Genomic DNA, 22,768 nt, shown 5'->3' on the forward strand with positions numbered 1-22,768 from the left:
CGAATATAAGAACGAGACTGGCCAAGAAGATCATCGTAAAGTGACTGGTGGTGTTGGACCAAGTCACATTTTCGGCGTACTCAGGTTTTCAATGGGTGCGCTTTCGATGTGATGTTCATTTCAATCGTCAGGCCAAAATGTCATCCACAGCCCCGATGCTTGCGCGCGCAGCGGCCGTTGCCGCGACGCTTGTTCTGTCATCACACGCCTTCGCGCAATCCGACTTCGGCACCGACCCTGAAATCCGCGTTCAGCAACTGGAAGAGCAGCTGCGAACGCTGACCGGACAGAACGAGGAACTGCAGCACCGGAATCGGATGCTCGAACAACAGTTGCAGCAGTTGCAGCCGGGAGCGGCGCCGCCCGCCGTCGCGGCCGCTTCGCCGGTGCAACCGGCCCCGGGTTACGGTCAGCCGGCCTACGATCAGCGGGGAGGCCAGGCGCCCCTCGTGCAGGAACAGGCTGTAACCGTGCCTGCGCAAGGTCATCGCGGCGATGCCTTCGATCCCAGCCAGAATCCCAACGCACCGGGTGCCCCGCGCGCGCTGGGCGGTGGACAGATGCCGGTTCCGACGGAAGCCGCGGGTTCGCCCGGCGGCCGAGAAGCCGGCGCACCGCTCGATCTCGCCAATACCAGTCCACGCCGTCCCGAGGGCTATCCGGTGCCCGACAACGCTCCGCCCAATACCGGCGGCCTGACGACGCTGCCGCCATCGGCGACGCCGCGCGACGAATTCGATCTGGGCATCGGCTACATGGAGCGCAAGGACTATGCGCTTGCCGAGGAAACCATGCGCAATTTTACCCAGAAATACCCGTCCGATGCGCTGACGGGCGATGCGCAGTACTGGCTCGGCGAAAGCCTGTTTCAGCGCCAGAAATATCGCGAGGCGGCTGAAGCTTTCCTCGGCGTCACCACGAAATTCGACACCTCGGCGAAGGCGTCCGATGCCTTGCTGCGGCTTGGACAATCGCTGGCCGCGCTGAAGGAAAAGGAAGCCGCCTGCGCCGCGCTCGGCGAGGTCACGCGCAAATATCCCCGCGCTTCGGCGGGCGTGAAGCAGGCCGTGGACCGCGAGCAGAAGCGGATAAAGTGCTGAGGAATTGACGCCGGAGACGCTTACATCCGCATTCTGCCGGTGTAGGCTTTGCCGATGCGCCTAGAGCCTTTCCGCTTCTGATAGAATTCAGAAGCGGGGCTCTATGGTTTTGATTTGACGCGTTTTTTTTCACGCGAACCGGTATCCACTTCGCTCGAAAACGCTATAGAGCGGGATGAGGAAAAGTGTGCAGCGGTTTCCCGCCCGCATCCGCTCTGAAATATTAGAGTCGGTCACATTCATGATTTTGGATCGATTCGATCCAAAATCATCGTGATCCAGGCATTGCGGCATGATCGAGGACGACGCCTTGCCGATCTCGGCAACGGAAGCAAAGCGGCTGTTTGCGGACTGGAAAGCTGCCCGTGCGCTCGTCCTTGGTGTATCCGGCGGCCCCGATTCCATGGCGCTGATGTGGCTCGCGGCGCGCTGGCGGCGCGCCATGACGCGCGGCCCCGATCTCATCGCCGTCACCGTCGATCATGGCCTGCGGTGCGGCTCCGCGCGCGAGGCGCGGGACGTCAAGCGTCTCGCGACCTCGCTCGGGGTGACGCACCGCATCGTGCGCTGGAGCGGCACGAAACCGAAATCCGGGCTGCCTGCGGCGGCGCGAGACGCCCGCTACCGCCTGCTGGCGAAGACCGCCCGCGCCAATGACGCATTGCATATCCTTACGGCCCACACTCGCGACGATCAGGCCGAAACGGTTCTGATGCGGATATCGCGCGGCAGCGGCATTACCGGTCTTTCCGCGATGGCGCGCGAAACGATGCGCGATGGGTTCATCCTGGCCCGCCCGTTCCTGCATGTTCCGAAATCGCGGCTGATCGCGACGCTCGAAAAGGCCGGTATTGCCTATGCAGAGGATCCGACCAATCGCGACATCAGCTTTACTCGTCCGCGCCTGCGCGCTCTGATGCCGGCACTGGCGGAGGAGGGATGCGATGCCCGCAACCTGGCGCGGCTGGCATCGCGTCTGGCGCGGGCCAATACGGCGCTGGAACTCCTAGCCGATGGCGCCGAGCGTTATCTCGCGCTGCTGGGTCGCGGTGCGCAGCGTCCCGGCTTTCAAGCAAAAGCCTTTGTCGCCTTGTCCGAGGAGATCAAGGTGCGTTTGCTGCTGCGGGCGATCGATCGCGTCGGCTGCGAGGGGCCGGCCGAACTGGGCAAGATCGAGGTCTTGCTAGGGGCGCTCGACCGCGCGTTCGCAGATAACGGCGGTCCCCGCCGCCGTATTCTGCTGAGAAGGACGTTGGCGGGGGCGCTGGTGACGCTCACCTCCGAGTGGATCAGCGTCGAGCCGGCGCCGCTGCGGCGCCGAACCGGCTGATGCGGCCGGGCGTCGCGGTGGCGTTAACCGTTGCGCAGAAAATGCCGGCGCCATGATTGAGCCGGAACGGGTTCCATCATGCGTTATCATGCACCAGACTCTGATCCAACCCTGCCGGCCCCGCTTTCTCGAAAGGTGAGGCGGATCAAAGAGGTGATGGACAGAATAGCCCCGATCCTGACGCGTTGAGAGGCTTTATGTCAACTTGGCCTATCAATTTGGCCTATTAATTTGTCCTGGCTGAACACGATTTTAATAATAGTCTGGCGCGGTTCTCTTGGCAGAGGCAACGGCCGCGCCTAGATTGTATACGTGTCGGCCCGCCCCATCTATGTCAGTCGATGCAGGGATTATCCGGCTGCGATCCGCGCGGCCTCGAAGGAAGATCGATGAACGCCAATATGCGCAACTTCGCCCTCTGGATCATCATTGTCTTGCTCCTGTTGGCATTGTTTACGCTGTTCCAGAATCCTGGTCACCACACGACCGCACAGGATATCTCGTTCTCGCAGTTGCTGACGGACGTCGATCAGAACAATGTTCGCGATGTCGTGATCCAGGGGCAGGACATTCACGGCACCTTCACCAATGGCTCCAACTTCCAGACCTACGCGCCAAACGATCCGGGGCTGGTGAAAAAGCTCTATGACGCCAAGGTGCAGATCACCGCGAAGCCGCCCGGCGACAGCGTGCCGTGGTTCGTTTCGCTGCTGATCTCGTGGCTGCCGTTCATCGCGCTGATCGGCGTGTGGATTTTCCTGTCGCGCCAGATGCAGGGCGGCGCCGGCAAGGCGATGGGTTTCGGCAAGTCGCGCGCCAAGATGCTGACGGAGGCTCACGGCCGCGTCACATTCGAGGACGTCGCGGGCGTCGATGAGGCCAAGCAGGACCTGCAGGAGATCGTCGAGTTCCTGCGCGACCCCAGCAAATTCCAGCGCCTCGGCGGACGGATTCCGCGCGGCGTGCTCTTGGTCGGCCCGCCCGGCACCGGTAAGACGCTGATCGCGCGCGCGGTCGCCGGCGAAGCCAATGTGCCGTTCTTCACCATTTCGGGTTCGGACTTCGTCGAGATGTTCGTCGGCGTCGGCGCGAGCCGTGTCCGCGATATGTTCGAGCAGGCCAAGAAGAACTCGCCCTGCATTATCTTCATCGACGAAATCGACGCGGTCGGCCGTCACCGCGGCGCCGGTCTCGGCGGCGGCAATGACGAGCGCGAGCAGACGCTGAACCAGTTGCTGGTCGAGATGGACGGCTTCGAGGCCAATGAGGGCGTCATCCTCATTGCCGCGACCAACCGCCCCGACGTGCTCGATCCCGCGCTGCTGCGTCCCGGTCGCTTCGATCGTCAGGTCGTGGTGCCGAATCCCGACGTCGTCGGCCGCGAGCAGATTTTGAAGGTGCATGTCCGCAAGGTGCCGCTGGCGCCCGATGTCAATCTCAAGACCGTTGCCCGAGGCACGCCCGGTTTCTCCGGCGCCGACCTGATGAATCTCGTCAACGAGGCAGCGCTGACGGCCGCCCGCCGCAACAAGCGCATGGTGACGCAGGCCGAGTTCGAGGAAGCCAAGGACAAGGTGATGATGGGCGCCGAGCGCAAGTCGCTCGTCATGACCGAGGAAGAAAAGATGCTGACGGCCTATCACGAGGGTGGTCACGCCATCGTCGGCCTCAACGTCGTCGCCACCGATCCGATCCACAAGGCGACCATCATTCCGCGCGGTCGGGCGCTGGGCATGGTGATGCAGCTCCCCGAGCGCGACAAGCTGTCGATGTCGCGTGAGCAAATGACCTCGCGGCTTGCCATCATGATGGGTGGGCGCGTGGCGGAGGAAATGATTTTCGGTCGCGAGAAGGTGACGTCCGGTGCTGCGTCCGACATCGATCAGGCGACGCGTCTTGCGCGCATGATGGTGACGCGCTGGGGTCTGTCGGAAGAACTCGGCACCGTGTCCTACGGCGAAAACAATGACGAGGTGTTTCTCGGCATGCAGGTCAACCGGCAGCAGAGCGTGTCGGAGGCGACCGCGCAGAAGATCGACTCCGAGGTCAGGCGTCTGGTCGAGACCGGTTACACCGACGCGACCCGCATTCTCACCGAGAAGCGGGCCGATCTGGAGGCGCTTGCCAAGGGCCTGCTTGAGTTCGAGACGCTGAGCGGCGACGAGATCACCGGGTTGCTCAACGGTAAGAAGCCGAACCGGGAATCGGTGCTGGAGCCGTCGACCCCGCGCACCTCGGCGGTGCCGCCGGCCGGAAAGCCGCACCCGCGGCCGGATCCCGATTCGGGCCTCGAACCACAGCCGCAGGCTTGATTACCGTCCCTTCGGCGGGTCATCTGACGAACTGCAAACGAAACAGCCTGGCGTAAGCCGGGCTGTTTTCGCGACTCGCACCGTGGTTAGAGCCTTTCCCGGTGAAGTGGAACCCGGTTCACGTGAAGAAAATGCTCTCAACGAATACCTTGCGCGTATTCTGATCGCAAAACCGATCCACTTTTACGGAATACGCGCTAGATCACGATGATTTTGGATCGAATCGATCCGAAATCATGAACGTGATCGATTCTAATATTTTGAGAAGCGGGATGCGGGCGGAAAACCGCTGCACACTTTTCCTCATCCCGCTCTAAAGGCTCGAATCGGATGTGAGCGGAGTCGTGCGGAGATCTCCGGCAGCGGAAAGGAAACGGCGCTAGCTTGCGCGGAGTCGTCAAAACGTGGTGTAAGGCGCGCACGCTTTCCTTCATGTGGAATGGTTTCATCGCATGGCCAAAACCGCCTCGAAGTCCAAGAAGCCTGCAACGAAATCAAAACCATCTGCAACACCTCGGGCGAAGGCCGCAGGTTCCGGTGGCGCGCCCAAGGCCACGAATAAGGCAGCGACGAACAAGGCGACAAAAGCGGCGGCGCCGGTGAGTGACAAGTGGGTCTATACGTTCGGGGATGGCCGGGCGGACGGTAAAGCTGCGCTGAAGGAACTGCTCGGCGGCAAGGGCGCCAATCTCGCCGAGATGGCCAATCTCGGTCTGCCGGTGCCTCCCGGCTTCACGATTCCGACCTCGGTATGCGCGTTTTTCTATGCGCATGACAAATCCTATCCGAAGGAACTGAAGCCGCAGGTCGGAAAGGCGCTGGACCACGTCGCAAAGATTGCCGGAAAGGTATTCGGCGACGCGAAGAATCCGCTGCTCGTCTCGGTACGATCGGGCGCACGCGCGTCGATGCCCGGCATGATGGACACGGTGCTCAATCTCGGCCTCAACGACAAGACCGTCGAGGCGCTGGCCGCGATGTCCGGCGACCGGCGATTTGCCTATGACAGCTATCGCCGCTTCATCACCATGTACTCGGATGTCGTGCTCGGCTTCGCGCATCATCATTTCGAAGACATTCTGGATACATTCAAGGACACCAAGGGCTATTCGCTCGATACCGACCTGACCGGCGACGACTGGATCGAGTTGGTGGGTAAGTACAAGACGGCCGTTGCACGCGAGACCGGCAAGGATTTTCCGCAGGATCCCCATGAGCAGTTGTGGGGCGCGATCGGCGCGGTGTTTTCGTCGTGGATGAATGCGCGGGCGGTCACCTATCGCCGCCTGCACAACATTCCGGAATCATGGGGCACCGCCGTCACCGTGCAGGCCATGGTGTTCGGCAACCTGGGCGAGACATCGGCGACCGGCGTGGCGTTCACGCGCAATCCGTCGACCGGCGAGGGCCGGCTCTACGGTGAGTTTCTCATCAACGCCCAGGGCGAGGACGTGGTGGCGGGCATCCGCACGCCGCAGGACATCACCGAGGCGGCGCGCCAGGAGTCCGGCTCCGACAAACCGTCGATGGAAATGGCGATGCCCGAAGCCTTCAAGGAACTGACGCGCATCTACACCCTGCTCGAAAGGCACTATCGCGACATGCAGGACATGGAGTTCACCGTCGAGGACGGCAAGCTCTGGATGCTGCAGACCCGCAGCGGCAAACGCACCGCGCGCGCCGCGCTGCGCATCGCGGTCGAACTCGCCAATGAGGGCCTGATCTCGAAGAAGGATGCGGTGGCCCGTATCGATCCGGCCTCACTCGACCAGTTGCTGCATCCGACCATCGACCCCAACGCGGCGCGCGACGTGGTTGCGACCGGCCTGCCGGCCTCGCCCGGCGCCGCGGCCGGCGAGATCGTGTTTTCCCCGGATGAGGCGACCAAGCTGCAGGCCGACGGACGCAAGGTCATCCTGGTGCGGATAGAAACCAGCCCGGAAGACATCCACGGCATGCACGCCGCCGAGGGCATCCTGACCACACGCGGCGGCATGACCTCGCACGCGGCGGTGGTCGCGCGCGGCATGGGCAAGCCCTGCGTCTCCGGCTGCGGCAGCATCCGCGTCGACTATGGCCGCGGCACCATGACCGTCGGCGACCGCACCTTCAAGGTCGGCGACGTCATCACTATCGACGGCTCGCTTGGCGAGGTGCTGGCGGGGCAGATGCCGATGATCGAGCCGGAAATGTCGGGGGAATTCGGCACGCTGATGGGTTGGGCCGATCAGGTGCGCAAGCTCGGTATCCGCGTCAACGGCGATACCCCCGCCGACGCACGCACCGCGATCAAATTCGGCGCCGAAGGCATCGGCCTTTGCCGCACCGAGCACATGTTCTTCGAGGAAACCCGCATTCGCACCGTGCGTGAGATGATCCTGGCCGAAGACGAGCAGGCGCGCCGCGCCGCGCTGTCGAAGCTGCTGCCGATGCAGCGCGCCGATTTCGTCGAGCTGTTCGAGATCATGAAGGGCCTGCCGGTCACAATCCGGTTGCTCGATCCGCCGCTGCACGAGTTCCTGCCGCATACGCAAGCCGAGATCGAGGAAGTCGCGCGCGCGATGAACACCGACCCGCGCAGGCTGGCCGACCGCGCCCGCAGTCTGGCCGAATTCAATCCGATGCTCGGGTTTCGCGGTTGCCGCCTCGCGGTCGTCTATCCCGAGATCGCTGAAATGCAGGCGCGGGCGATCTTCGAGGCCGCGGTCGAGGCCGGCAAACGCACCGGAAAGGCCGTCGCCGTCGAAGTCATGGTGCCGCTGATCGCGACCAAAGCGGAATTCGATCTGATCAAGGCGCGGATCGATGCGACCGCGCAGTCGGTGATGCGCGAGACCGGCACCAAGCTGAGCTATCAGGTCGGCACCATGATCGAGTTGCCGCGCGCCTGCCTTGTGGCGGGAGAGATCGCCGAGACCGCGGAGTTCTTCTCGTTCGGCACCAACGATTTGACGCAGACCACCTTTGGCATCAGCCGCGACGACGCGTCGAGCTTCCTCGGCGCCTATATCGCCAAGGGGATTATGGAGATCGATCCGTTCATCTCGGTGGACCGCAGCGGTGTCGGCGAACTGGTAAAGATCGGCGTCGCGCGCGGCCGCAAGACCCGTCCGGACCTCAAGGTCGGCATCTGCGGCGAACACGGCGGCGATCCGGTTTCGGTGGCATTCTGTCACGAGATCGGATTGAACTACGTGTCGTGCTCGCCGTACCGCGTGCCGATCGCGCGTCTTGCCGCCGCGCAGGCCGCGCTCCGAAAGACCGCCGCAAACCGGGCGTGATCGCCTGTCTCGATTCGGGAATTTTCCGGCCGTATCGTGGATAATAACCGCGGCTTTTGTCTTCGCGCGCATGTCCGCACGCGCCGTTCACCGTCGCCGGCGTTGACCTGATCTTTACCATTCGGCCGAAGTCGTTGTTTACCAACGTTTGCGGTATCTGCGCGTGTTTCGCGATGCGCTCTTGCCTGTGGTGCGCGCGCATCGCCGGTTAACGCCCTCGCAACTTTAATTGGATATTACCGAAATCGATCGAAATGCACCAAACGTGCGGATCGATCGCGTGTGTGGCGTTGCGTGAGCGTATCGATGTTTGTGTTGCGTAACGAGCAGAAGAGACGTCTTGCGCTCTTCGGTTTCGGTCTCTGCTTCTTCGCATTGATCCCGAACGAAACCGGCTATCAGGATATCGCCTCGCTGCTTGCGCGACAGCCCGGCGTTGCCGAACGCTGGCAGAAACGTGTTTTCGCCTCCGCCGTCAGCTCCATACAGGTCGCAACCTTCAGCTTCGTACGTCCCGTAGGCACCTCGGTGCCGCGCGCGGCCGCGCTCTTGCTTGCGAGTATCGACGGTCAGGACGCCGGCGCGGTCATCCGCAACCGGCTGACGCGACCGCCGCCGCGCTATCGCGCTTCGGATTTCCCCAAGGTCGATCGGACGTTGAAAGGCGACCGTCTGGCCATTGCGGCGCCGCAGGCGCCACCCGCTGCGCCGGGGGGCTCGCCGCAGCTGGATCCCGCGACATCCAATGCGTCGGTAGCCGGTGCGAAGACGGCGACAGCCGCGGAGGCGGCGACCCTCGATCCCGAGCTGGCGGAAGCCCTGAAGGCACCGCCGCTGCCGCAGTACGATATTTCGCTGTCGCTTGAGGCGCGGCCACTCGACGATCTCAAGCGGCATAGCGAAGCCGCCGATGCGGCCATCGACCCGCAACCTTCCACCGACGGGTTCTCCGTCAAGACGGCAAGCCTGTATTTCGGCGGTTCGTCGCTGGGTGTCGCGAGCGGCGGTCTGGAACGCTGGCAGCCCGGCGAGGAACCGACGATCGTGGCGCCGGGCCCGGCGGCAGATCCCGACATGAAGGCATCGGTGCCGCAGCAGCAGGATTCGGCGAAGGCCGGTGAAACCGTGGTCGGCAAGGGCGAGGTCAAAACGCCGGCCGAGCGGCTCGGCCTGCGGGACGGAAAAAAACGCGCCAAGCAGGAAAAATGCCTTGCCGAAGCGGTCTACTTCGAAGCGCGCGGCGAAGCGGTTCGCGGCCAGATCGCGGTGGCGCAGGTGGTCATGAACCGCGTGTTCTCGGGCTACTATCCGACCACCGTGTGCGGCGTGGTCTATCAGAATGCGAACCGTCATCTGGCGTGCCAGTTCACGTTCGCCTGCGACGGCATTCGCGACGTCGTCACCGAGCCGGACATGTGGGACCGCGCCCGCAGGATTGCGAAGGCCACGCTCGACGGGCGGCTGTGGCTGCCGGAAGTCGGCAAGTCGACGCACTATCACGCCTACTGGGTGCACCCGTCATGGGTCCACGAAATGAAGAAGATGTACCGCACCGGCGTTCATACCTTTTACCGTCCGCGCGCGTGGGGCGATGGCAGCGATGCGCCGAGTTGGGGCTCGACGGCCCAGACCGTCGCAATCTCCGCCAGACTGGCCGAGGCCGCGCATAGCTCGGCCGAACTCCGCGCCCGGCGGTAAGGCCGAGGTTCCCACACATCGCTGAGTTGCGTGTTATTTTCAGTCGCCCGCGCGAGTTGGCATTTCCATGCAGACGCATTAACTTGCGCGCACGGCCCATGCTGGCAAGGTAGCGCTGATGGCCGCAATCCCGTTGCGGCTGGCATCGGCAAAGGGATATTTCCGATGGCGACAACCGAAGAGAGCATTCGGCGGCCAGGGCGCGAAGCGGGGTGGCGCACGCCGCTGGTGATCATCGTCTGCGGTTGCCTGATCGGGATGCTGACGTTCGGGCCACGTTCGACCTTCGGCTTCTTCATGCAACCCATGAGCCGCGAGTTTTCGTGGGGTCGTGACGTTTTCGCGCTGGCTTTCGCGGTTCAGAACCTGCTGTGGGGTATCGGCCAGCCCTTCGCCGGCGCAATTGCCGACAGGTTCGGCAGCGTGCGGGTGATATGCGTCGGCGCGCTGATGTATGCCGCCGGCCTGTCGGTGATGCGCTATGCGAACACGCCGTTGTCGCTCAATATCGGCGCCGGATTTTTGATCGGTTTCGGCCTGTCCGGCTGTTCGTTCAATCTGGTGCTGTCGGCCTTCGGCAAGCTGTTGCCGGAGGAATGGCGTGGCATCGCGCTCGGTGCCGGCACCGCGGCGGGATCGTTCGGGCAATTCGTGTTCGCGCCGTTCAGCGTTGCGCTGATCGACAATTTCGGCTGGCAACCGGCGCTGATCGTATTTGCGGTGCTCATGCTGTTTGTGGTGCCGTTCGCGCTGGTGTTGTCGACCTCGCCCGGCGATGCCGGCAGCACGGCTGCCGCGGTGCCGGAGCAATCGTTCAAGAGCGCGCTGGCGGAAGCCTTCGGTCATCGCTCCTACGTGCTGCTGGTGCTCGGCTTCTTCACCTGCGGGTTCCAGCTCGCCTTCATCACCGCGCATCTGCCGGCCTATCTGGTCGATCGCGGGCTGTCGGTTCAGGCCGGCGGATGGGTGCTGGCGGCGATCGGCCTGTTCAACATCATCGGCTCGTTGGGCGTCGGATGGCTCTCGACCAGGATGCCCAAGCGCTACATCCTGTCGGCGATCTACTTCATCCGCGCGTTGTCGATCGTGGTCTTCATTTCAACCCCGATGACGACGCTCTCCGCGGTTGCGTTCGGCGTCGTCACCGGCCTGACCTGGTTGTCCACGGTGCCACCAACCACGAGCCTCGTGGCGCTGATGTTCGGCACCCGCTGGCTCGCGACGCTCTACGGCTTCGCGTTCTTCAGCCATCAGGTCGGCGGGTTTCTCGGCGCGCTGCTGGGCGGCGTGGTGTTCGACCGTTTCGGTTCCTACACCCCGGTCTGGTGGCTGTCGGTGTTGTTCGGCGTGCTGTCCGCATTGATCAACTTGCCGATCGTCGAAGCCCCGGTCCGGCGGGCGGTTGCGCAGCCTGCATAATGGGTTCAATCTTCCGGAAGGCTCGTCCAAACCTCGGAGAGCGGCAGCGTGGCGACATTCAAGGCGATCCGGATCGACAAGGCCGAGACAGGCACGACGGTCGCGCTGACCCAATTCGACGAGGCCGAATTGATGGACGGCAATGTCACCGTTCGCGTCGAATGGTCCACGGTGAACTACAAGGACGGCCTGGCGGTCACCGGCAAGGCGCCGGTTGTGCGGCGCTTTCCCATGATCGCAGGCGTCGATTTCGCAGGCACCGTCGAGCAGTCGTCGCATCCCTCCTGGAAGGCCGGCGACAAGGTCGTCTGCAACGGCTGGGGCATGGGAGAAACCCATCTCGGGGCCTATGCGGAAAAGGCACGGGTCAAGGGCGATTGGCTGGTGGCGCTGCCTGCCGGCTTGACGGCGCGCGACGCAATGGCGATCGGGACGGCAGGCTACACCGCGATGCTGGCGGTGCTGGCGCTGGAAAAGCATGGCCTGATGCCGCAGGATGGCCCCGTGATCGTGACCGGCGCCGCCGGCGGTGTCGGGTCGGTGGCCACCGCCGTGCTCTCCAAGCTCGGCTACCATGTCATCGCCTCCACCGGCCGCATGGCGGAAGCCGGATACCTCAAGGATCTCGGCGCGTCTGAAGTGATCGACCGCAACGAACTGTCGGGTCCGGCCAAGCCGCTGGCGAAGGAGCGCTGGGCGGGAGGGATCGACAGCGTCGGGTCCACCACGCTCGCCAACCTGCTGTCGATGACGAAGTACCGGGGCGCCATCGCCGCCTGCGGTCTGGCGGGAGGCATGGACCTGCCGTCCTCGGTGGCGCCATTCATTTTGCGCGGGGTGTGTCTGCTCGGCATCGACTCCGTGATGTGTCCGATCGAACTCCGGAACACCGCATGGACGCGGCTCGCGACCGACCTGGATCGGTCAAAGTTAGCTGAAATCACTCACGAAATCGGTCTGGACGAGGTTATCGAGGCTGGCGTCCGGATTCTCGCTGGCGAGGTTCGCGGGCGCATCGTGGTCAAAATTCTGTAGTTGTTCAGACTTTACCAACCAAGCTGCTCCAATGTTGCCACGGTTGGTATGGTAAGCACGGGGTAAAGGCGTCAGCCATCGGTGGTTACCCGCGCTCAAGTCTGTCGGAGTTGCAGTATGCTCACGCGTTTCGTGTCAGGAGCCCTGGTTGCAGGTGCGATCGCGGTACCGGCAATGGCCGGTCAGGTGATGAATGCCGACGAGGCCAGGCGGTTCGTAGCCGGCAAGGTTTTCGCCTTCACCTGCTTCGATGGCACGCGCGGCGCCGGCCGGGTGTTCGAGGACGGCGGCGCGGCCGGCGCGGTGCAGTTCAGCGGCGAGGGTCCGGTTCGCCACATGAGGCTGCCGAGTAATACGCTTCAGGTGCATGGTCAGTCCGTTTGCGCATCGATCAAGGGCCTCCCGTTCGAGCCGTGCTTCAACCTCGACAAGAAGAGCGATCGCAGCTTCCGCGGTTCGGTTTCCGGCATGGGCTTCGCCTATTGCGATTTCAACCATCAGGGCGGCAGGCAGATGCTGTTGGCGCGTGCCGCCGCGCGCCCGCGCGCCCGTCGGCATCGTTCGCGCACGGCCGACGCGTCGAAGACGGAGGTGACCGCGCGTGTCGAAACCCCGCGGGTCGAAAGCGCCAGGCTCGACCCCGTCAAGCCGGAAGCGAAGCCGGCCAAGGTCGAAGGCGCCTTGGGGCTTCGCCCTTCCACCGAGTAATTCCGGCCGTGCGCATCGACTCGTGCCGGGTTTGTAGCCTCACGCGTGGCGGCCCGCCTTTTACGGCGCAAATCGTCTGCCATGAGCGGCGTGCGGCGGCCGTCCCCGATCAGCGGGCATAGCTGGCGTCAATCTTAAGCTGTTGATCCGGATTCGGTCGGGAGGCATGATCGTCAAAACAATCTGTCGGAATCGATTTGCCGCGAGCCGCTCCCTCCGCGAAAAACCCTAAAATGCATATCCGGATCGACGGCCCGCTGACAGCGTTGGGTGTCTGGCGATGAGAAAGCCGGTGGTAGGCATGATCGGGAGTTCGCACCGCGTCGAGAACCGGTTCGAGGTGCAGATGGTCAGCGAGCGGAACCTGCGGGCGGTTTCGGAGGTCGCCGGTGCGCTGCCGCTGATGTTCGCGGGCTGTCCGGAGATTACCGAGATCGGAGCGCTGCTCGATGTGGTCGACGGTGTCGTGCTGGCGGGTGCGCGCGCCAATGTCCATCCGAGCCGTTTCCGCGCCGAGCCAAATCCCCGGCATGAGCCTTACGACGTCAACCGCGACGGTCTCGCATTGTCGTTGGCGGAAGCCTGTGTAACCCGCGGCGTCCCGATCTTCGGCATCTGCCGCGGCGTCCAGGAGATGAACGTCGCATTCGGCGGTTCGCTGCATCCGGAGATTCGCGAATTGCCGGGACGCCTGAATCATCGGATGGCGCGGCTTGAGAACGGCGACATTCATCCGGATATGACCGTGGTGTTCGCTGACCGCCATGAGGTCCGTCTCGTCCGGGGCGGAGTGTTCGCGCGATTGCTCGGCCGCGAGACCATCCGAGTCAATTCGCTGCACGGCCAGGCCATCCTCGAACCCGGCAAGCGTGTCGTCGTCGAGGGCGTGGCCGAGGACGGCACCATCGAGGCGATCCGCATCGCGGATGCGCCGGCGTTCGCGCTCGGTGTGCAATGGCACGCCGAATACGATCCGCAACGCAATCCGGTCAATCGGGCGCTGTTTGAAGCGTTCGGAGAGGCGCTGCTTGCGCGGCGACGCGCGGCCTGATCGCGACGCTGCGCGACGGCGGATCGGGGCCGGACGGGCGCAGACTGTTAACACCTATTCCAGATCGACGCGGAACGGCCGGCCTTCGATCGTCATGTTGCCGGGTCCCATCGCATCGAGTGCCCGCAGCATCCGTCCCTCGCGGCCGAGGACTTTGTCCGCCAGCGCCACGATCAGGCGGTTCGGCTGCGCGATCGGCGAAACTGCGCGGATTTGCCGTGCGATGGAGACCTCGTCGCGATGCGGGTTGAGCGCGCAGGCGGCGGTGAAAGCGCTCGCGGACGAGCGGCTGATCCCGGCGTAGCAATGCACGACCAGCGGCGCCTTGCGATCCCAGCCGCGCACAAAGGCGAGAAGCTGCAGGATATGGCCGTCGTTCGGCGCGACGAAGCCGTCCGCGGGCTCGTCGATGTCGTCCATCGACACCTTCAGATGATTGGCTTCGAGAACGGACGTCGGACGCCGCACCTGATCGACGTTGGCCATCACGGTGAGGATATGACTGGCGCCCGTGGTTCTCACGGTTTCGGCAAGCGCGGCAAGCGAGCAGACGTGGATCATGGTGTCCCTGAGTTTTCCGAAATTATAGGCCCATGCCTTCGCGTACGAAAGCCGGTCTACGAGCGCCGATACGATCAAACGTGCAGGCTCTTGAATCGCGCCAGGAACCGCTTTTCGGCCTTGCTGGCTGACCACGGCGTTAGATAGTCGTCGATCATCGCCGCCGGCAGGCCGGGGTCGGTGCCGAACAGGCGTCTGGCCTCGGCTTCCGCGAAGCCTGCGAGGTGTGTCGCTTCGAGATAGGCTGCGCCTATGTCGGCATCCTTGATCTGCCGTTCGATGTCGGCGGGCAGCGCCGGCGGCAGTCCGAAGCGGATATGGATCGCCGACAACAGCCGCTTCTCCACCACCTTGTAGGAACCGCCGATCACCGCCTTGAACGGCGAGATCATATCGCCGATGACATATTCCGGCGCGTCGTGCAGCAGCGCCGCCAGCCGCACCCGGATATCGACGCGCGGCGCGTGCTCGCGCATCACGGCCTCGACCAGCAGCGTGTGCTGCGCGACCGAGAAAATGTGCGCGCCGCGGGTCTGGCCGTTCCATCGCGCGACCCGAGCGAGGCCATGCGCGATATCCGCGATCTCGATGTCGAGCGGCGAGGGGTCGAGCAGGTCGAGCCGCCGGCCGGACAGCATCCGCTGCCATGCGCGCGGCGCGGCTTTTGGGGCGGCCCGTGCCGTCATGTCGTCTTGAGACGCGGTTTGCGCGTCTGCCTGCCGCATGTCTCATGGCAATGGCAGGTCACCAGATGGTCGTTGACCATGCCGGTCGCCTGCATGAAGGCATACACGATCGTGGGTCCGACGAACTTGAATCCGCGCGCCGCCAGTTCCTTCGATATCCTGATCGAGAGCGCCGTCGAGGCCGGTACGCTCGCCGTGGTCTTGAACCGATTGATCTTTGGCTTGCCGTCCATGAAATCCCACAGCAATGCGGAAAAGCCCGGACCCTGCTCCATGATCGCCAGATAGGATTTCGCGCTGGTGACGGCGCCCCCGATTTTTGCCCGATTGCGCACGATGCCGGCATCGTTCATCAGCGCGTGGATCTTGTTCTCGCCGTAGCGGGCGATTGTCTCGGGATTGAAATCGTCGAAGGCGCGGCGAAAATTGTCGCGCTTGCGCAAAATCGTGATCCACGACAGGCCCGCCTGAAAGCCGTCGAGGATCAGCTTTTCGAACAGCGCGCGATCGTCATATTCGGGTATACCCCACTCGGTGTCGTGATAGGCGAGGTAGAGCAGGTCGTCGCCGGGCCACGGACAGCGCATCACGCCGTCGGCATGCAGGCGCGCGGATTGCGTCATGCAATGGTCGTCTTCGCCGGGAGCTTCAGGTCGTCCGGATCGGCGACACGGACCGGAATGCCGCCCGCGGTCAAGGCAATCCCGGCCTCGATGGCGTCCGCGGCGCGATCCAGCCGCAGCAGCGCGAGACCGTGGCCCGCGGCCGTTGATCCCATGGTGCCCACCGGCTTGTCAGCCGCGACGACGGCCGTGCCGGCCTCCGGCGTGGCATCGTCGAAGAGCACTCGCACAATCCGGCTGCGCGCGGTGCCGCGATGCTCCATGCGCGAAACCACTTCCTGACCGACATAGCAGCCCTTGTCGAAATCGACGCCGTGCAGCCGGTCCATGTTGGCTTCATGCGGAAAGGCGTCGCCGAACATGAAATCTGTTCCGCCGCTCGGCACGCCCGCTGCGATCCGGTGAGCCTCGTAGTCGGCGCTTTCGACCAGTTCGGCGCCGATCACAGTGGCCGCCCGGGCTGCGAGTTCCTCCGGCGCGAGAACACGCCAGCCGAGCTTGTCACTACGCGGGTCGGCGAAGGTCAGGTCCGGCTTCATGGCGGGCTCGCCGTCCCAGGCTGCCAGCACGCCGAGCGTGCTGGAGATGTTGTCGACCGTGACCTTGGCGCGCAGCTTGTAGAAGCCGAGCTTGGTCGCGAGCGGCTGCGCCAGCGGCAACGGGCAGTCGATCAGAAAGCCGCCTCCGTGGCCGGGCTGCGCTTCGGTGATGAGGAAATCGAACGTGATCTTGCCCTGCGGCGTCAGCAGCGCGCCGAACCGCCCGAACCCCGGCTGGACCTTGGTCACGTCCGTGGTCACGAGACCGTTGAGAAAATTGCGTGCGTCGTCGCCGCTAACCTTGACCACTCCCCGGTCGGGAAGAAACGCTGCTTTCATGATACTTCTCTTGTCTTGGCCGGGCGTTGTTTTCTTGTCGGTCTTGTGCAGTGTCCCGGGGAAACCTGCGTGCCGGATTTCGCTTCGGAACGTAAGCCGCTAAGGTGCCGGCAACAAGGTCCGCGTGGCGCCGCGGCGTGCGGAAAAAGCTGTCGGGAACGATGACCAAGACATTTGACGTGATTCTGAGATCGGGCACCATCGTCAATCAGGACGGCGAGGGCGTTGCCGACATCGCTGTTTCCGACGGCCGCATCGCCGCCATCGGCGGGCTGGGCCACGCCGACGCGGGCGAGGTGATCGACTGCCGGGGGCTGCATATCCTGCCCGGCGTGATCGACACCCAGGTGCATTTCCGCGAGCCGGGGCTGACGCACAAGGAAGATCTCGAAACCGGTTCGCGCAGCGCCGTGATGGGCGGCGTGACCGCAGTGTTCGAGATGCCGAACACTAATCCGCTGACCGTGACCGAGGAGACGTTCACCGCGAAGGTGAGGGCGGGTCACCATCGGATGCATTGCGACTTCGCTTTCTTCATCGGCGGCACCCGCGAGAACGTGCAGGACCTGCCCGATCTGGAGCGCGCGCCGGGCTGCGCCGGCGTCAAGGTGTTCATCGGATCGTCCACCGGCGCGCTGCTGGTCGAGGACGACGACAGCCTGCGAAAAATCTTCAAGGTGATTCGCCGTCGCGCGTCGTTTCACGCCGAGGACGAGTACCGCCTCAACGATCGCAAGGGATTGCGTATCGAGGGCGACCCGCGCTCGCATCCGGTGTGGCGCGACGAGACCGCCGCGCTGCTGGCGACGCAGCGGCTCGTCACTCTCGCCCGCGAGACCGGAAAGCGCATTCATGTGCTGCATATCTCGACCCGCGAGGAGATCGAATATCTGCGCGACCATAAGGATGTCGCCTCCTGCGAGGCGACGCCGCATCATCTGACGATGGCCGCGCCCGGATGCTACGAGCGGTTGGGCACGCTGGCGCAGATGAATCCGCCGGTGCGCGATGCCGGTCATCGCGCCGGCATCTGGAAAGGCATCAAGCAGGGCATCATCGACGTGCTCGGCTCCGATCACGCGCCGCACACGCTGGAAGAAAAGCGGAAGACCTATCCCGCATCGCCGTCGGGGATGACCGGTGTGCAGACGCTGGTGCCGTTGATGCTGGATCACGTCAATGCGGACCGGCTGTCGCTGGCGCGCTTTGTCGACCTCACCAGCGCCGGGCCGGCGCGGCTGTTCAACATCGCCTGCAAGGGGCGGATCGCGGCCGGCTATGATGCCGACTTCACCGTGGTCGATCTCAAGCGGACCGAGACCATCACCAACGAATGGGTGGCGTCGCGCGCAGGCTGGACGCCCTATGACGGTGTTGACGTGACGGGCTGGCCGGTCGGTACTTTCGTGCGCGGCCGCCGCGTGATGTGGCAGGGCGAACTGGCGACGGCATCCACGGGCGAACCGGTGCGCTTCATGGAGACGCTGAAACCTTAAAGTCTTTTTGCTTTGACGAATGACGCGTCATGCGCGGACTTGATCCGCGCATCCATCTCTTTGAAGGAGGATGGATTGCCGGGTCAAGCCCGGCAATGACATTCAAAGCTTCCGTCAAACATGAACGCTATAGAAGCCAGACCGGGGTTTATTGCTTCGCGAGCGCGATGGAGAACTCGCCGTTCCGGACGCGGCCCGCAAGACCTTCGACGAACGTCGCCACGGCGTCCTCGCCATAGGTACTGACGAGTTCCGCGAAAGCCGCAAACAAGCTCGCCTGCGCCAGACAATCGCCGTCGACGCCGTCATGCCGCGCCTCGGCCCACGCTTCGTTGAGGTAACTCAGCGCAGCCTGTTTCTGCTCCTGATCGGGCAGCGGATCGCGGGCCGGGCTGAATGCAAATGGCTGGCGCATGAAAATTCCGGGGCGTTTGACGAAACGAAGCGCTTAACGGCCGTGGTTTAGCACGCGAATCGGGGCCGGACAGCCAGTTCTTTAAGAAAGGTTAACGCGGCTTTTCGTATTTGACGCGGAATCCGGGAGGCATTCAGTGGAAATCGAAAAGAACCTGAGATGCGGGTCCGCGGGCCTAATGTGCGACAGGCCGGAGATCAGTTTGCGTATCTGGCGGTCAGGTCGCGGGAAATCTTCGCGCCTTCCGCGATATAGCGGCGGATGGCGACATTCGCGGCCGGCGTGCAGACCCGGTAGGTCTGCTGGAATCCGTTATAGCCGCGGTTGAAGCCAGCGATCATTCTGGCGCGGCGCTCGCCGGAAGGCGTTTCGGCGTCGATCAGGGCCTGCATTTCATTGCGCCATTTCGCGCCTTCGTTGGCGCCGCAGATGCCGCGCAGATAATGCAGCGTGCCGAGGATCTCGGCCAGCCGCTGCAGGTCGCCGTCGAACGGCGCAGCCCCTTCCTGCGCGCGCGCGGGCAGCGCGCCACAGAGTGCAGTCACCAGAACAACGGCAAAAACCGATTTGCGCATAAAGGGTCCAGAATCCGTCGTGATATGCCTTTTCAATGCGATGGAAGCAAGTCGGCGTAGGGCTTTCGACGCCACGGCTCAAGCGCCGACGAGCCGCCGCGCCGAATCGATGATGGTTTGCAGCCCCTCGGTGAGCCGCAGATCGCCCGGCAGTTCCGGGGCGACCCAACGGAAGGCGTCGAGTTCGTCGTTGAGAACGGGCTCGCCGGCGATCCAGCGCGCCGCAAACGACATCACCAGGTAATGTCCGTGGCCGGGTTGGGTCGGAATCACCTCCCGCCAGCCCGCGAGACCGACGATCTCGACCGTGAGGCCGGTTTCCTCGGCCACCTCGCGATGCAGTGCCTCGGCCATGGTCTCGCCGAATTCGACGCGCCCGCCGGGCAGGGAATGCAAGCCCCTGCCGGGTGGCCGGGCGCGGCGCACCAGTAAAATCTTGCCGTCGCGAAAGATCGCGGCGCTGACGGCGAGCCGGGGTCTTTGAGGCGGCGCGGGCGGAACCGGCGGCATCAGGGCATGATCCCGAAAAGTGGAAACAGTTTTCGGATAAGATCATGCTCAATCAAAAGGGTAAGGGCTAGAGTCTGATTCAACGCAGTTGGATCAGACTCTAGTGGCTCATGATATAATCGACGTCGGCTTCGCCACCCTGTCCGTTGATGATGCCGCCGGCCCGTGCGACCAGCGGCTTGACCCAGCCGGACGCCTCGGTCGCCAGCGCTGCGCGGGTCTTGTCCTGACGGGCTTGCTGCATCGCCGAAGCCACGGCGGTCAGGATGAAGGTCATGGTGGCGGTCAGCTTGTCGAATTTGGCGCGAATGTCGGGGGCGGCCTGATCATAGGCCTCGATCGCGAGATCGCGCGCCTTGAAATTAGAGGCCATGAAATGCTCGCGGTAAGTCAGGGGTTGCCAGCTCAGGAAATCCTCAGCGCAATCGGGGATGTCCGGAATCATCTCGAGCATCATGATGGCTTCGTTGAAATGATTGAGATAGTCGGTCGCAAGACCCGTTTGCGGGTTGATGTTGGCGGCCGACAGCATGGCCGCCCTGCCGGCCCTGTTCAGGTCGGTCTGCGTCGCGATCGCCGGAGAGAGGGATGATTCGTCGGCCGTCGATGTCATTCGTCCCAGTGTTGGACGCCGGGATTAAAACGGACTGAATGTCGCACCTGTTTGGATGACGAAATGTGTGGACGCTACGTGATCCTGTCGCCGCCGGAGGCGATGCGTCAGGCTTTTGGCTACGCCGAACAGCCGAATTTCCCGGCCGGTATAATATTGCGCCGACTCAGCCGGTTCCGGTGGTTATCCGCGAGAATGGCGGCCGGCATTTTCGCCTGATGCGGTGGGGCCTGATTCCGGCCTGGGTCAGGGAGCCCCGGCAGTTCGCCCTCGTCATCAACGCCCGCGCCGAGACGGTGCTGGACAAGCCCGCTTTCAAAAACGCAATGAAACGTCGCCGCTGCCTGTTGCCAGTCGACGGATACTACGAATGGCATCAATCGGAGGGGCGCAAGCGGCCGTTCTTCATCCGGCCGCACAACGGCGGGTTGATTGCCTTCGCGGGACTTTCCGAGACCTGGGTCGGGCCGAACGGCGAGGAACTCGATACCGTCGCCATCGTTACCACGGCGGCGCGCGGCGCTCTCGCGATCCTGCACCCGCGAGTGCCAGTGGTGATCGCGCCTCAGGATTACGCGCGCTGGCTCGACGGCGATGCCACCGACGCCGGAGCGGCCATGCGGTTGCTGCGTGCGCCGGATGACGGCGCATTCGTCTGGCATGAGGTGTCGACGCGCGTGAACCGTGTCGCCAACGACGACGCGCAACTGCTGCTGCCGATCTCCGAGGAGCAGGCGGAAGCCGAGGCGTCGAAGGTCACAAAGAAGGCCATAGCGCGCAAAGCTGCGCCTGTGGCCTCTGGCGACGACGGTCAGGGATCGTTGTTTTGACCCGCCAGTGATGAATTGAGGTCAGATCAGCTTCCCCGTCATTGCGAGCGAAGCGAAGCAATCCAGGAGTCACTTCGAAAGACTGGATTGCTTCGTCGCTTGCGCTCCTCGCAATGACGATGATTCAAACTCCTTTTATCCCGCGCTATCAAGCGTCGGGCTTGCCGCTGTTGAGCCATGTCGCGAACACAACCTTTGCGAACCCGGTTACAGCACCTTGCCCGGATTCATGATGCCGAGAGGATCGAGCAGCGCCTTGATGCCGCGCATCAATTCGATCGCCGTCTTGTCCTTCACGCCGGGCAGGTCATCGCGCTTCAGCACGCCGATACCGTGCTCGGCGGAAATCGAGCCGCCCATCCGCAGCGCGATGGCGAAGACGACGGCATTGACGTCGTGCCATCGATCGAGAAATTCCTGCGCCGTCATCCTGCCCACGGGCTGGCTGACGTTGTAGTGGATGTTGCCGTCTCCGAGGTGGCCGAACGGGACCGGACGCGCGCCCGGAATGAGCTTCTTCACGGCGGCATCGGCCTCGGCGATGAAGGCGGGCACGGCGGCGACCGGCACCGAGATATCGTGCTTGATCGAGCCGCCCTCCCGCTTCTGCGTCGGCGAGATCGTCTCGCGCAGTTTCCAGAACGCCGCGCGCTGTTGAAGACTGGCCGCGATCACCGCATCCTCGACGATGCCGTCCGCCATGCCGCGCCCGAGAATGGCTTCCAGCATGGCGCGGGCATCGTCGCGCGACGACGAGATTTCCATCAGCACGTACCAGGGATGACGGTTTTGAAGGGGATCGCGGACGTCGGCGCCGTGCTTGACGCACATGTCGACGCAGGTCTCGGCGAGCAACTCGAAGCTGGTCAGGCTGCCGGCGGCTTCGGCCTGAGAGATGGCCAGCAGTTTCAGGGCATCGGCCGGCGATGTCAGGCCGACAAAGGCGGTTTCCACCGCGCGCGGTGTTGGAAACAGCTTCAGGACCGCGGCGGTGATGATGCCGAGCGTGCCCTCGGCGCCGATGAACAGGTTGCGCAGGTCGTAGCCGGTATTGTCCTTTTTCAGCTTCGACAGGCCGTTGAGGATGCGGCCGTCGGCCAGCACCACTTCGAGGCCGAGCGCCAGGTCGCGCGCCACGCCGAACGCCAGCGCGCCGGTGCCGCCGGCATTGGTCGAGAGATTGCCGCCGATGGTGCAGCTTCCCTCGGCGGCGAGCGACAGGGGAAACAAGCGATCGGCCTCGCTGGCGCGCCGCTGGACGGTCTGCAGCACCGCGCCGGCCTCGACCGTCATGGTGTTGGACGCGGTATCGATCTCGCGGATTTTGTCCATCCGCCGCGTTGAGACCACCACCTCGCTGTTGTGCGGCGTCTGTCCGCCGACGAGACCGGTATTGCCGCCCTGCGGCACCAGCGCGATCCGGTGTTCGGTCGCGAGCTTGCAGATCGCGGACACCTCTACTGTTGATGCGGGGCGCAGCACCAGCGGGGAGCGGCCATGAAACAGGTTGCGCTCCTCGGTGAGGTATTGCGCCAGCTCGCTGGCGTCGGTCACCGCGTATTTGTCGCCGACGATGGCCGCAAAGCGCGCGATCAGATCGGGCGACAGCGGCGGCAGCGCGGTTTTTGGCGGAGCGATAGTCATGGA

Annotated in this window: 19 protein-coding genes and 1 pseudogene; 11 read left to right on the forward strand and 9 right to left on the reverse strand. The window is 63.8% G+C overall.

The genetic code is table 11. The features are described 5' to 3' along the window. The first annotated feature begins 137 nt into the window (after window positions 1–137). The 9 genes from ybgF to V4R08_RS13175 all read left to right on the forward strand — a co-directional run bounded on the left by ybgF (window position 138) and on the right by V4R08_RS13175 (window position 13,934). Complete coding sequence (gene ybgF / locus V4R08_RS13135) at window positions 138–1,100, forward strand: tol-pal system protein YbgF (protein ID WP_335579758.1); 963 nt, start codon at window positions 138–140, stop codon at window positions 1,098–1,100. Window positions 1,101–1,392: 292 nt separating this feature from the next. After that, window positions 1,393–2,430: a tRNA lysidine(34) synthetase TilS gene (gene tilS, locus V4R08_RS13140; RefSeq protein ID WP_335579759.1), complete on the forward strand. Its 1,038-nt coding sequence runs from the start codon at window positions 1,393–1,395 to the stop codon at window positions 2,428–2,430. A gap of 389 nt (window positions 2,431–2,819) precedes the next feature. Next, entirely contained in the window at window positions 2,820–4,742 is a 1,923-nt protein-coding gene (ftsH, locus tag V4R08_RS13145; protein ID WP_335579760.1) for an ATP-dependent zinc metalloprotease FtsH, read from the forward strand. A gap of 452 nt (window positions 4,743–5,194) precedes the next feature. Further along, a complete protein-coding gene (ppdK, locus tag V4R08_RS13150) occupies window positions 5,195–8,023 on the forward strand; it encodes a pyruvate, phosphate dikinase (protein WP_335579761.1) in 2,829 nt (942 codons plus the stop codon). A 306-nt stretch (window positions 8,024–8,329) separates the two neighbouring features. Next, window positions 8,330–9,721: a cell wall hydrolase gene (locus tag V4R08_RS13155; protein WP_335579762.1), complete on the forward strand. Its 1,392-nt coding sequence runs from the start codon at window positions 8,330–8,332 to the stop codon at window positions 9,719–9,721. A 165-nt stretch (window positions 9,722–9,886) separates the two neighbouring features. Continuing rightward, the gene (locus V4R08_RS13160; protein ID WP_335579763.1) at window positions 9,887–11,140 is read left to right on the forward strand and encodes an MFS transporter; all 1,254 of its coding nucleotides are present in this window, start codon (window positions 9,887–9,889) and stop codon (window positions 11,138–11,140) included. Between the two features lie 48 nt (window positions 11,141–11,188). Further along, entirely contained in the window at window positions 11,189–12,175 is a 987-nt protein-coding gene (gene acuI / locus V4R08_RS13165; RefSeq protein ID WP_335579764.1) for an acrylyl-CoA reductase (NADPH), read from the forward strand. A 117-nt stretch (window positions 12,176–12,292) separates the two neighbouring features. Continuing rightward, window positions 12,293–12,883, forward strand: a complete 591-nt coding sequence (locus V4R08_RS13170) for a hypothetical protein (RefSeq protein ID WP_335579765.1) — start codon at window positions 12,293–12,295, stop codon at window positions 12,881–12,883. 280 nt (window positions 12,884–13,163) lie between these two features. Continuing rightward, a complete protein-coding gene (locus V4R08_RS13175) occupies window positions 13,164–13,934 on the forward strand; it encodes a gamma-glutamyl-gamma-aminobutyrate hydrolase family protein (protein ID WP_335579766.1) in 771 nt (256 codons plus the stop codon). Window positions 13,935–13,988: 54 nt separating this feature from the next. Here the strand turns inward: V4R08_RS13175 and V4R08_RS13180 are convergent, their stop codons facing one another. The 4 genes from V4R08_RS13180 to ygfZ all read right to left on the reverse strand — a co-directional run bounded on the left by V4R08_RS13180 (window position 13,989) and on the right by ygfZ (window position 16,682). Next, window positions 13,989–14,495 (reverse strand): tyrosine phosphatase family protein, encoded by a 507-nt coding sequence (locus V4R08_RS13180; protein ID WP_335580285.1) that lies wholly within the window; start codon window positions 14,493–14,495, stop codon window positions 13,989–13,991. A gap of 74 nt (window positions 14,496–14,569) precedes the next feature. Continuing rightward, on the reverse strand, window positions 14,570–15,181 hold the full coding sequence (locus V4R08_RS13185) for a YfbR-like 5'-deoxynucleotidase (RefSeq protein ID WP_335579767.1): 612 nt from the start codon (window positions 15,179–15,181) through the stop codon (window positions 14,570–14,572). Then, complete coding sequence (locus tag V4R08_RS13190; protein WP_335579768.1) at window positions 15,178–15,804, reverse strand: DNA-3-methyladenine glycosylase I; 627 nt, start codon at window positions 15,802–15,804, stop codon at window positions 15,178–15,180. Before V4R08_RS13190 ends, V4R08_RS13185 begins: the two co-directional genes overlap by 4 nt. Continuing rightward, window positions 15,801–16,682: a CAF17-like 4Fe-4S cluster assembly/insertion protein YgfZ gene (ygfZ, locus tag V4R08_RS13195; protein WP_335579769.1), complete on the reverse strand. Its 882-nt coding sequence runs from the start codon at window positions 16,680–16,682 to the stop codon at window positions 15,801–15,803. The genes V4R08_RS13190 and ygfZ overlap by 4 nt, the downstream gene beginning before the upstream one ends. Before the next feature lie 161 nt (window positions 16,683–16,843). On the opposite strand from ygfZ, the gene V4R08_RS13200 reads away from it, so the two are divergent. Then, on the forward strand, window positions 16,844–18,178 hold the full coding sequence (locus tag V4R08_RS13200; protein ID WP_335579770.1) for a dihydroorotase: 1,335 nt from the start codon (window positions 16,844–16,846) through the stop codon (window positions 18,176–18,178). 148 nt (window positions 18,179–18,326) lie between these two features. Here V4R08_RS13200 and V4R08_RS13205 read toward each other — a convergent pair whose 3' ends face one another. From V4R08_RS13205 to V4R08_RS13220, 4 genes are all read right to left on the reverse strand, one after another. Beyond that, window positions 18,327–18,593, reverse strand: a complete 267-nt coding sequence (locus tag V4R08_RS13205) for a hypothetical protein (RefSeq protein WP_335579771.1) — start codon at window positions 18,591–18,593, stop codon at window positions 18,327–18,329. Between the two features lie 197 nt (window positions 18,594–18,790). Beyond that, complete coding sequence (locus V4R08_RS13210) at window positions 18,791–19,168, reverse strand: TIGR02301 family protein (protein WP_335580286.1); 378 nt, start codon at window positions 19,166–19,168, stop codon at window positions 18,791–18,793. 78 nt (window positions 19,169–19,246) lie between these two features. Further along, entirely contained in the window at window positions 19,247–19,678 is a 432-nt protein-coding gene (locus V4R08_RS13215; RefSeq protein ID WP_335579772.1) for an NUDIX hydrolase, read from the reverse strand. A gap of 100 nt (window positions 19,679–19,778) precedes the next feature. Continuing rightward, window positions 19,779–20,291: a hypothetical protein gene (locus V4R08_RS13220; protein WP_335579773.1), complete on the reverse strand. Its 513-nt coding sequence runs from the start codon at window positions 20,289–20,291 to the stop codon at window positions 19,779–19,781. Window positions 20,292–20,354: 63 nt separating this feature from the next. Between V4R08_RS13220 and V4R08_RS13225 the strand changes: the two are divergent. Beyond that, window positions 20,355–21,121, forward strand: a pseudogene (locus V4R08_RS13225) (SOS response-associated peptidase). A gap of 207 nt (window positions 21,122–21,328) precedes the next feature. Here V4R08_RS13225 and V4R08_RS13230 read toward each other — a convergent pair. After that, the gene (locus V4R08_RS13230; protein ID WP_335579774.1) at window positions 21,329–22,765 is read right to left on the reverse strand and encodes an FAD-binding oxidoreductase; all 1,437 of its coding nucleotides are present in this window, start codon (window positions 22,763–22,765) and stop codon (window positions 21,329–21,331) included. Window positions 22,766–22,768: the final 3 nt, after the last annotated feature.

Source organism: Nitrobacter sp. NHB1, from assembly GCF_036964665.1.
In the GTDB taxonomy this organism is placed as follows: domain Bacteria; phylum Pseudomonadota; class Alphaproteobacteria; order Rhizobiales; family Xanthobacteraceae; genus Nitrobacter.

Coding starts and splice junctions, on each gene's coding strand:
- ybgF (WP_335579758.1), top strand. CDS start 138: ATGTCATCCACAGCCCCGATGCTTGCGCGCGCAGCGGCCGTTGCCGCG.
- tilS (WP_335579759.1), top strand. CDS start 1,393: ATGATCGAGGACGACGCCTTGCCGATCTCGGCAACGGAAGCAAAGCGG.
- ftsH (WP_335579760.1), top strand. CDS start 2,820: ATGAACGCCAATATGCGCAACTTCGCCCTCTGGATCATCATTGTCTTG.
- ppdK (WP_335579761.1), top strand. CDS start 5,195: ATGGCCAAAACCGCCTCGAAGTCCAAGAAGCCTGCAACGAAATCAAAA.
- V4R08_RS13155 (WP_335579762.1), top strand. CDS start 8,330: ATGTTTGTGTTGCGTAACGAGCAGAAGAGACGTCTTGCGCTCTTCGGT.
- V4R08_RS13160 (WP_335579763.1), top strand. CDS start 9,887: ATGGCGACAACCGAAGAGAGCATTCGGCGGCCAGGGCGCGAAGCGGGG.
- V4R08_RS13170 (WP_335579765.1), top strand. CDS start 12,293: ATGCTCACGCGTTTCGTGTCAGGAGCCCTGGTTGCAGGTGCGATCGCG.
- V4R08_RS13175 (WP_335579766.1), top strand. CDS start 13,164: ATGAGAAAGCCGGTGGTAGGCATGATCGGGAGTTCGCACCGCGTCGAG.
- V4R08_RS13180 (WP_335580285.1), bottom strand. CDS start 14,495: ATGATCCACGTCTGCTCGCTTGCCGCGCTTGCCGAAACCGTGAGAACC.
- V4R08_RS13185 (WP_335579767.1), bottom strand. CDS start 15,181: ATGACGGCACGGGCCGCCCCAAAAGCCGCGCCGCGCGCATGGCAGCGG.
- V4R08_RS13190 (WP_335579768.1), bottom strand. CDS start 15,804: ATGACGCAATCCGCGCGCCTGCATGCCGACGGCGTGATGCGCTGTCCG.
- ygfZ (WP_335579769.1), bottom strand. CDS start 16,682: ATGAAAGCAGCGTTTCTTCCCGACCGGGGAGTGGTCAAGGTTAGCGGC.
- V4R08_RS13200 (WP_335579770.1), top strand. CDS start 16,844: ATGACCAAGACATTTGACGTGATTCTGAGATCGGGCACCATCGTCAAT.
- V4R08_RS13205 (WP_335579771.1), bottom strand. CDS start 18,593: ATGCGCCAGCCATTTGCATTCAGCCCGGCCCGCGATCCGCTGCCCGAT.
- V4R08_RS13210 (WP_335580286.1), bottom strand. CDS start 19,168: ATGCGCAAATCGGTTTTTGCCGTTGTTCTGGTGACTGCACTCTGTGGC.
- V4R08_RS13215 (WP_335579772.1), bottom strand. CDS start 19,678: ATGCCGCCGGTTCCGCCCGCGCCGCCTCAAAGACCCCGGCTCGCCGTC.
- V4R08_RS13220 (WP_335579773.1), bottom strand. CDS start 20,291: ATGACATCGACGGCCGACGAATCATCCCTCTCTCCGGCGATCGCGACG.
- V4R08_RS13230 (WP_335579774.1), bottom strand. CDS start 22,765: ATGACTATCGCTCCGCCAAAAACCGCGCTGCCGCCGCTGTCGCCCGAT.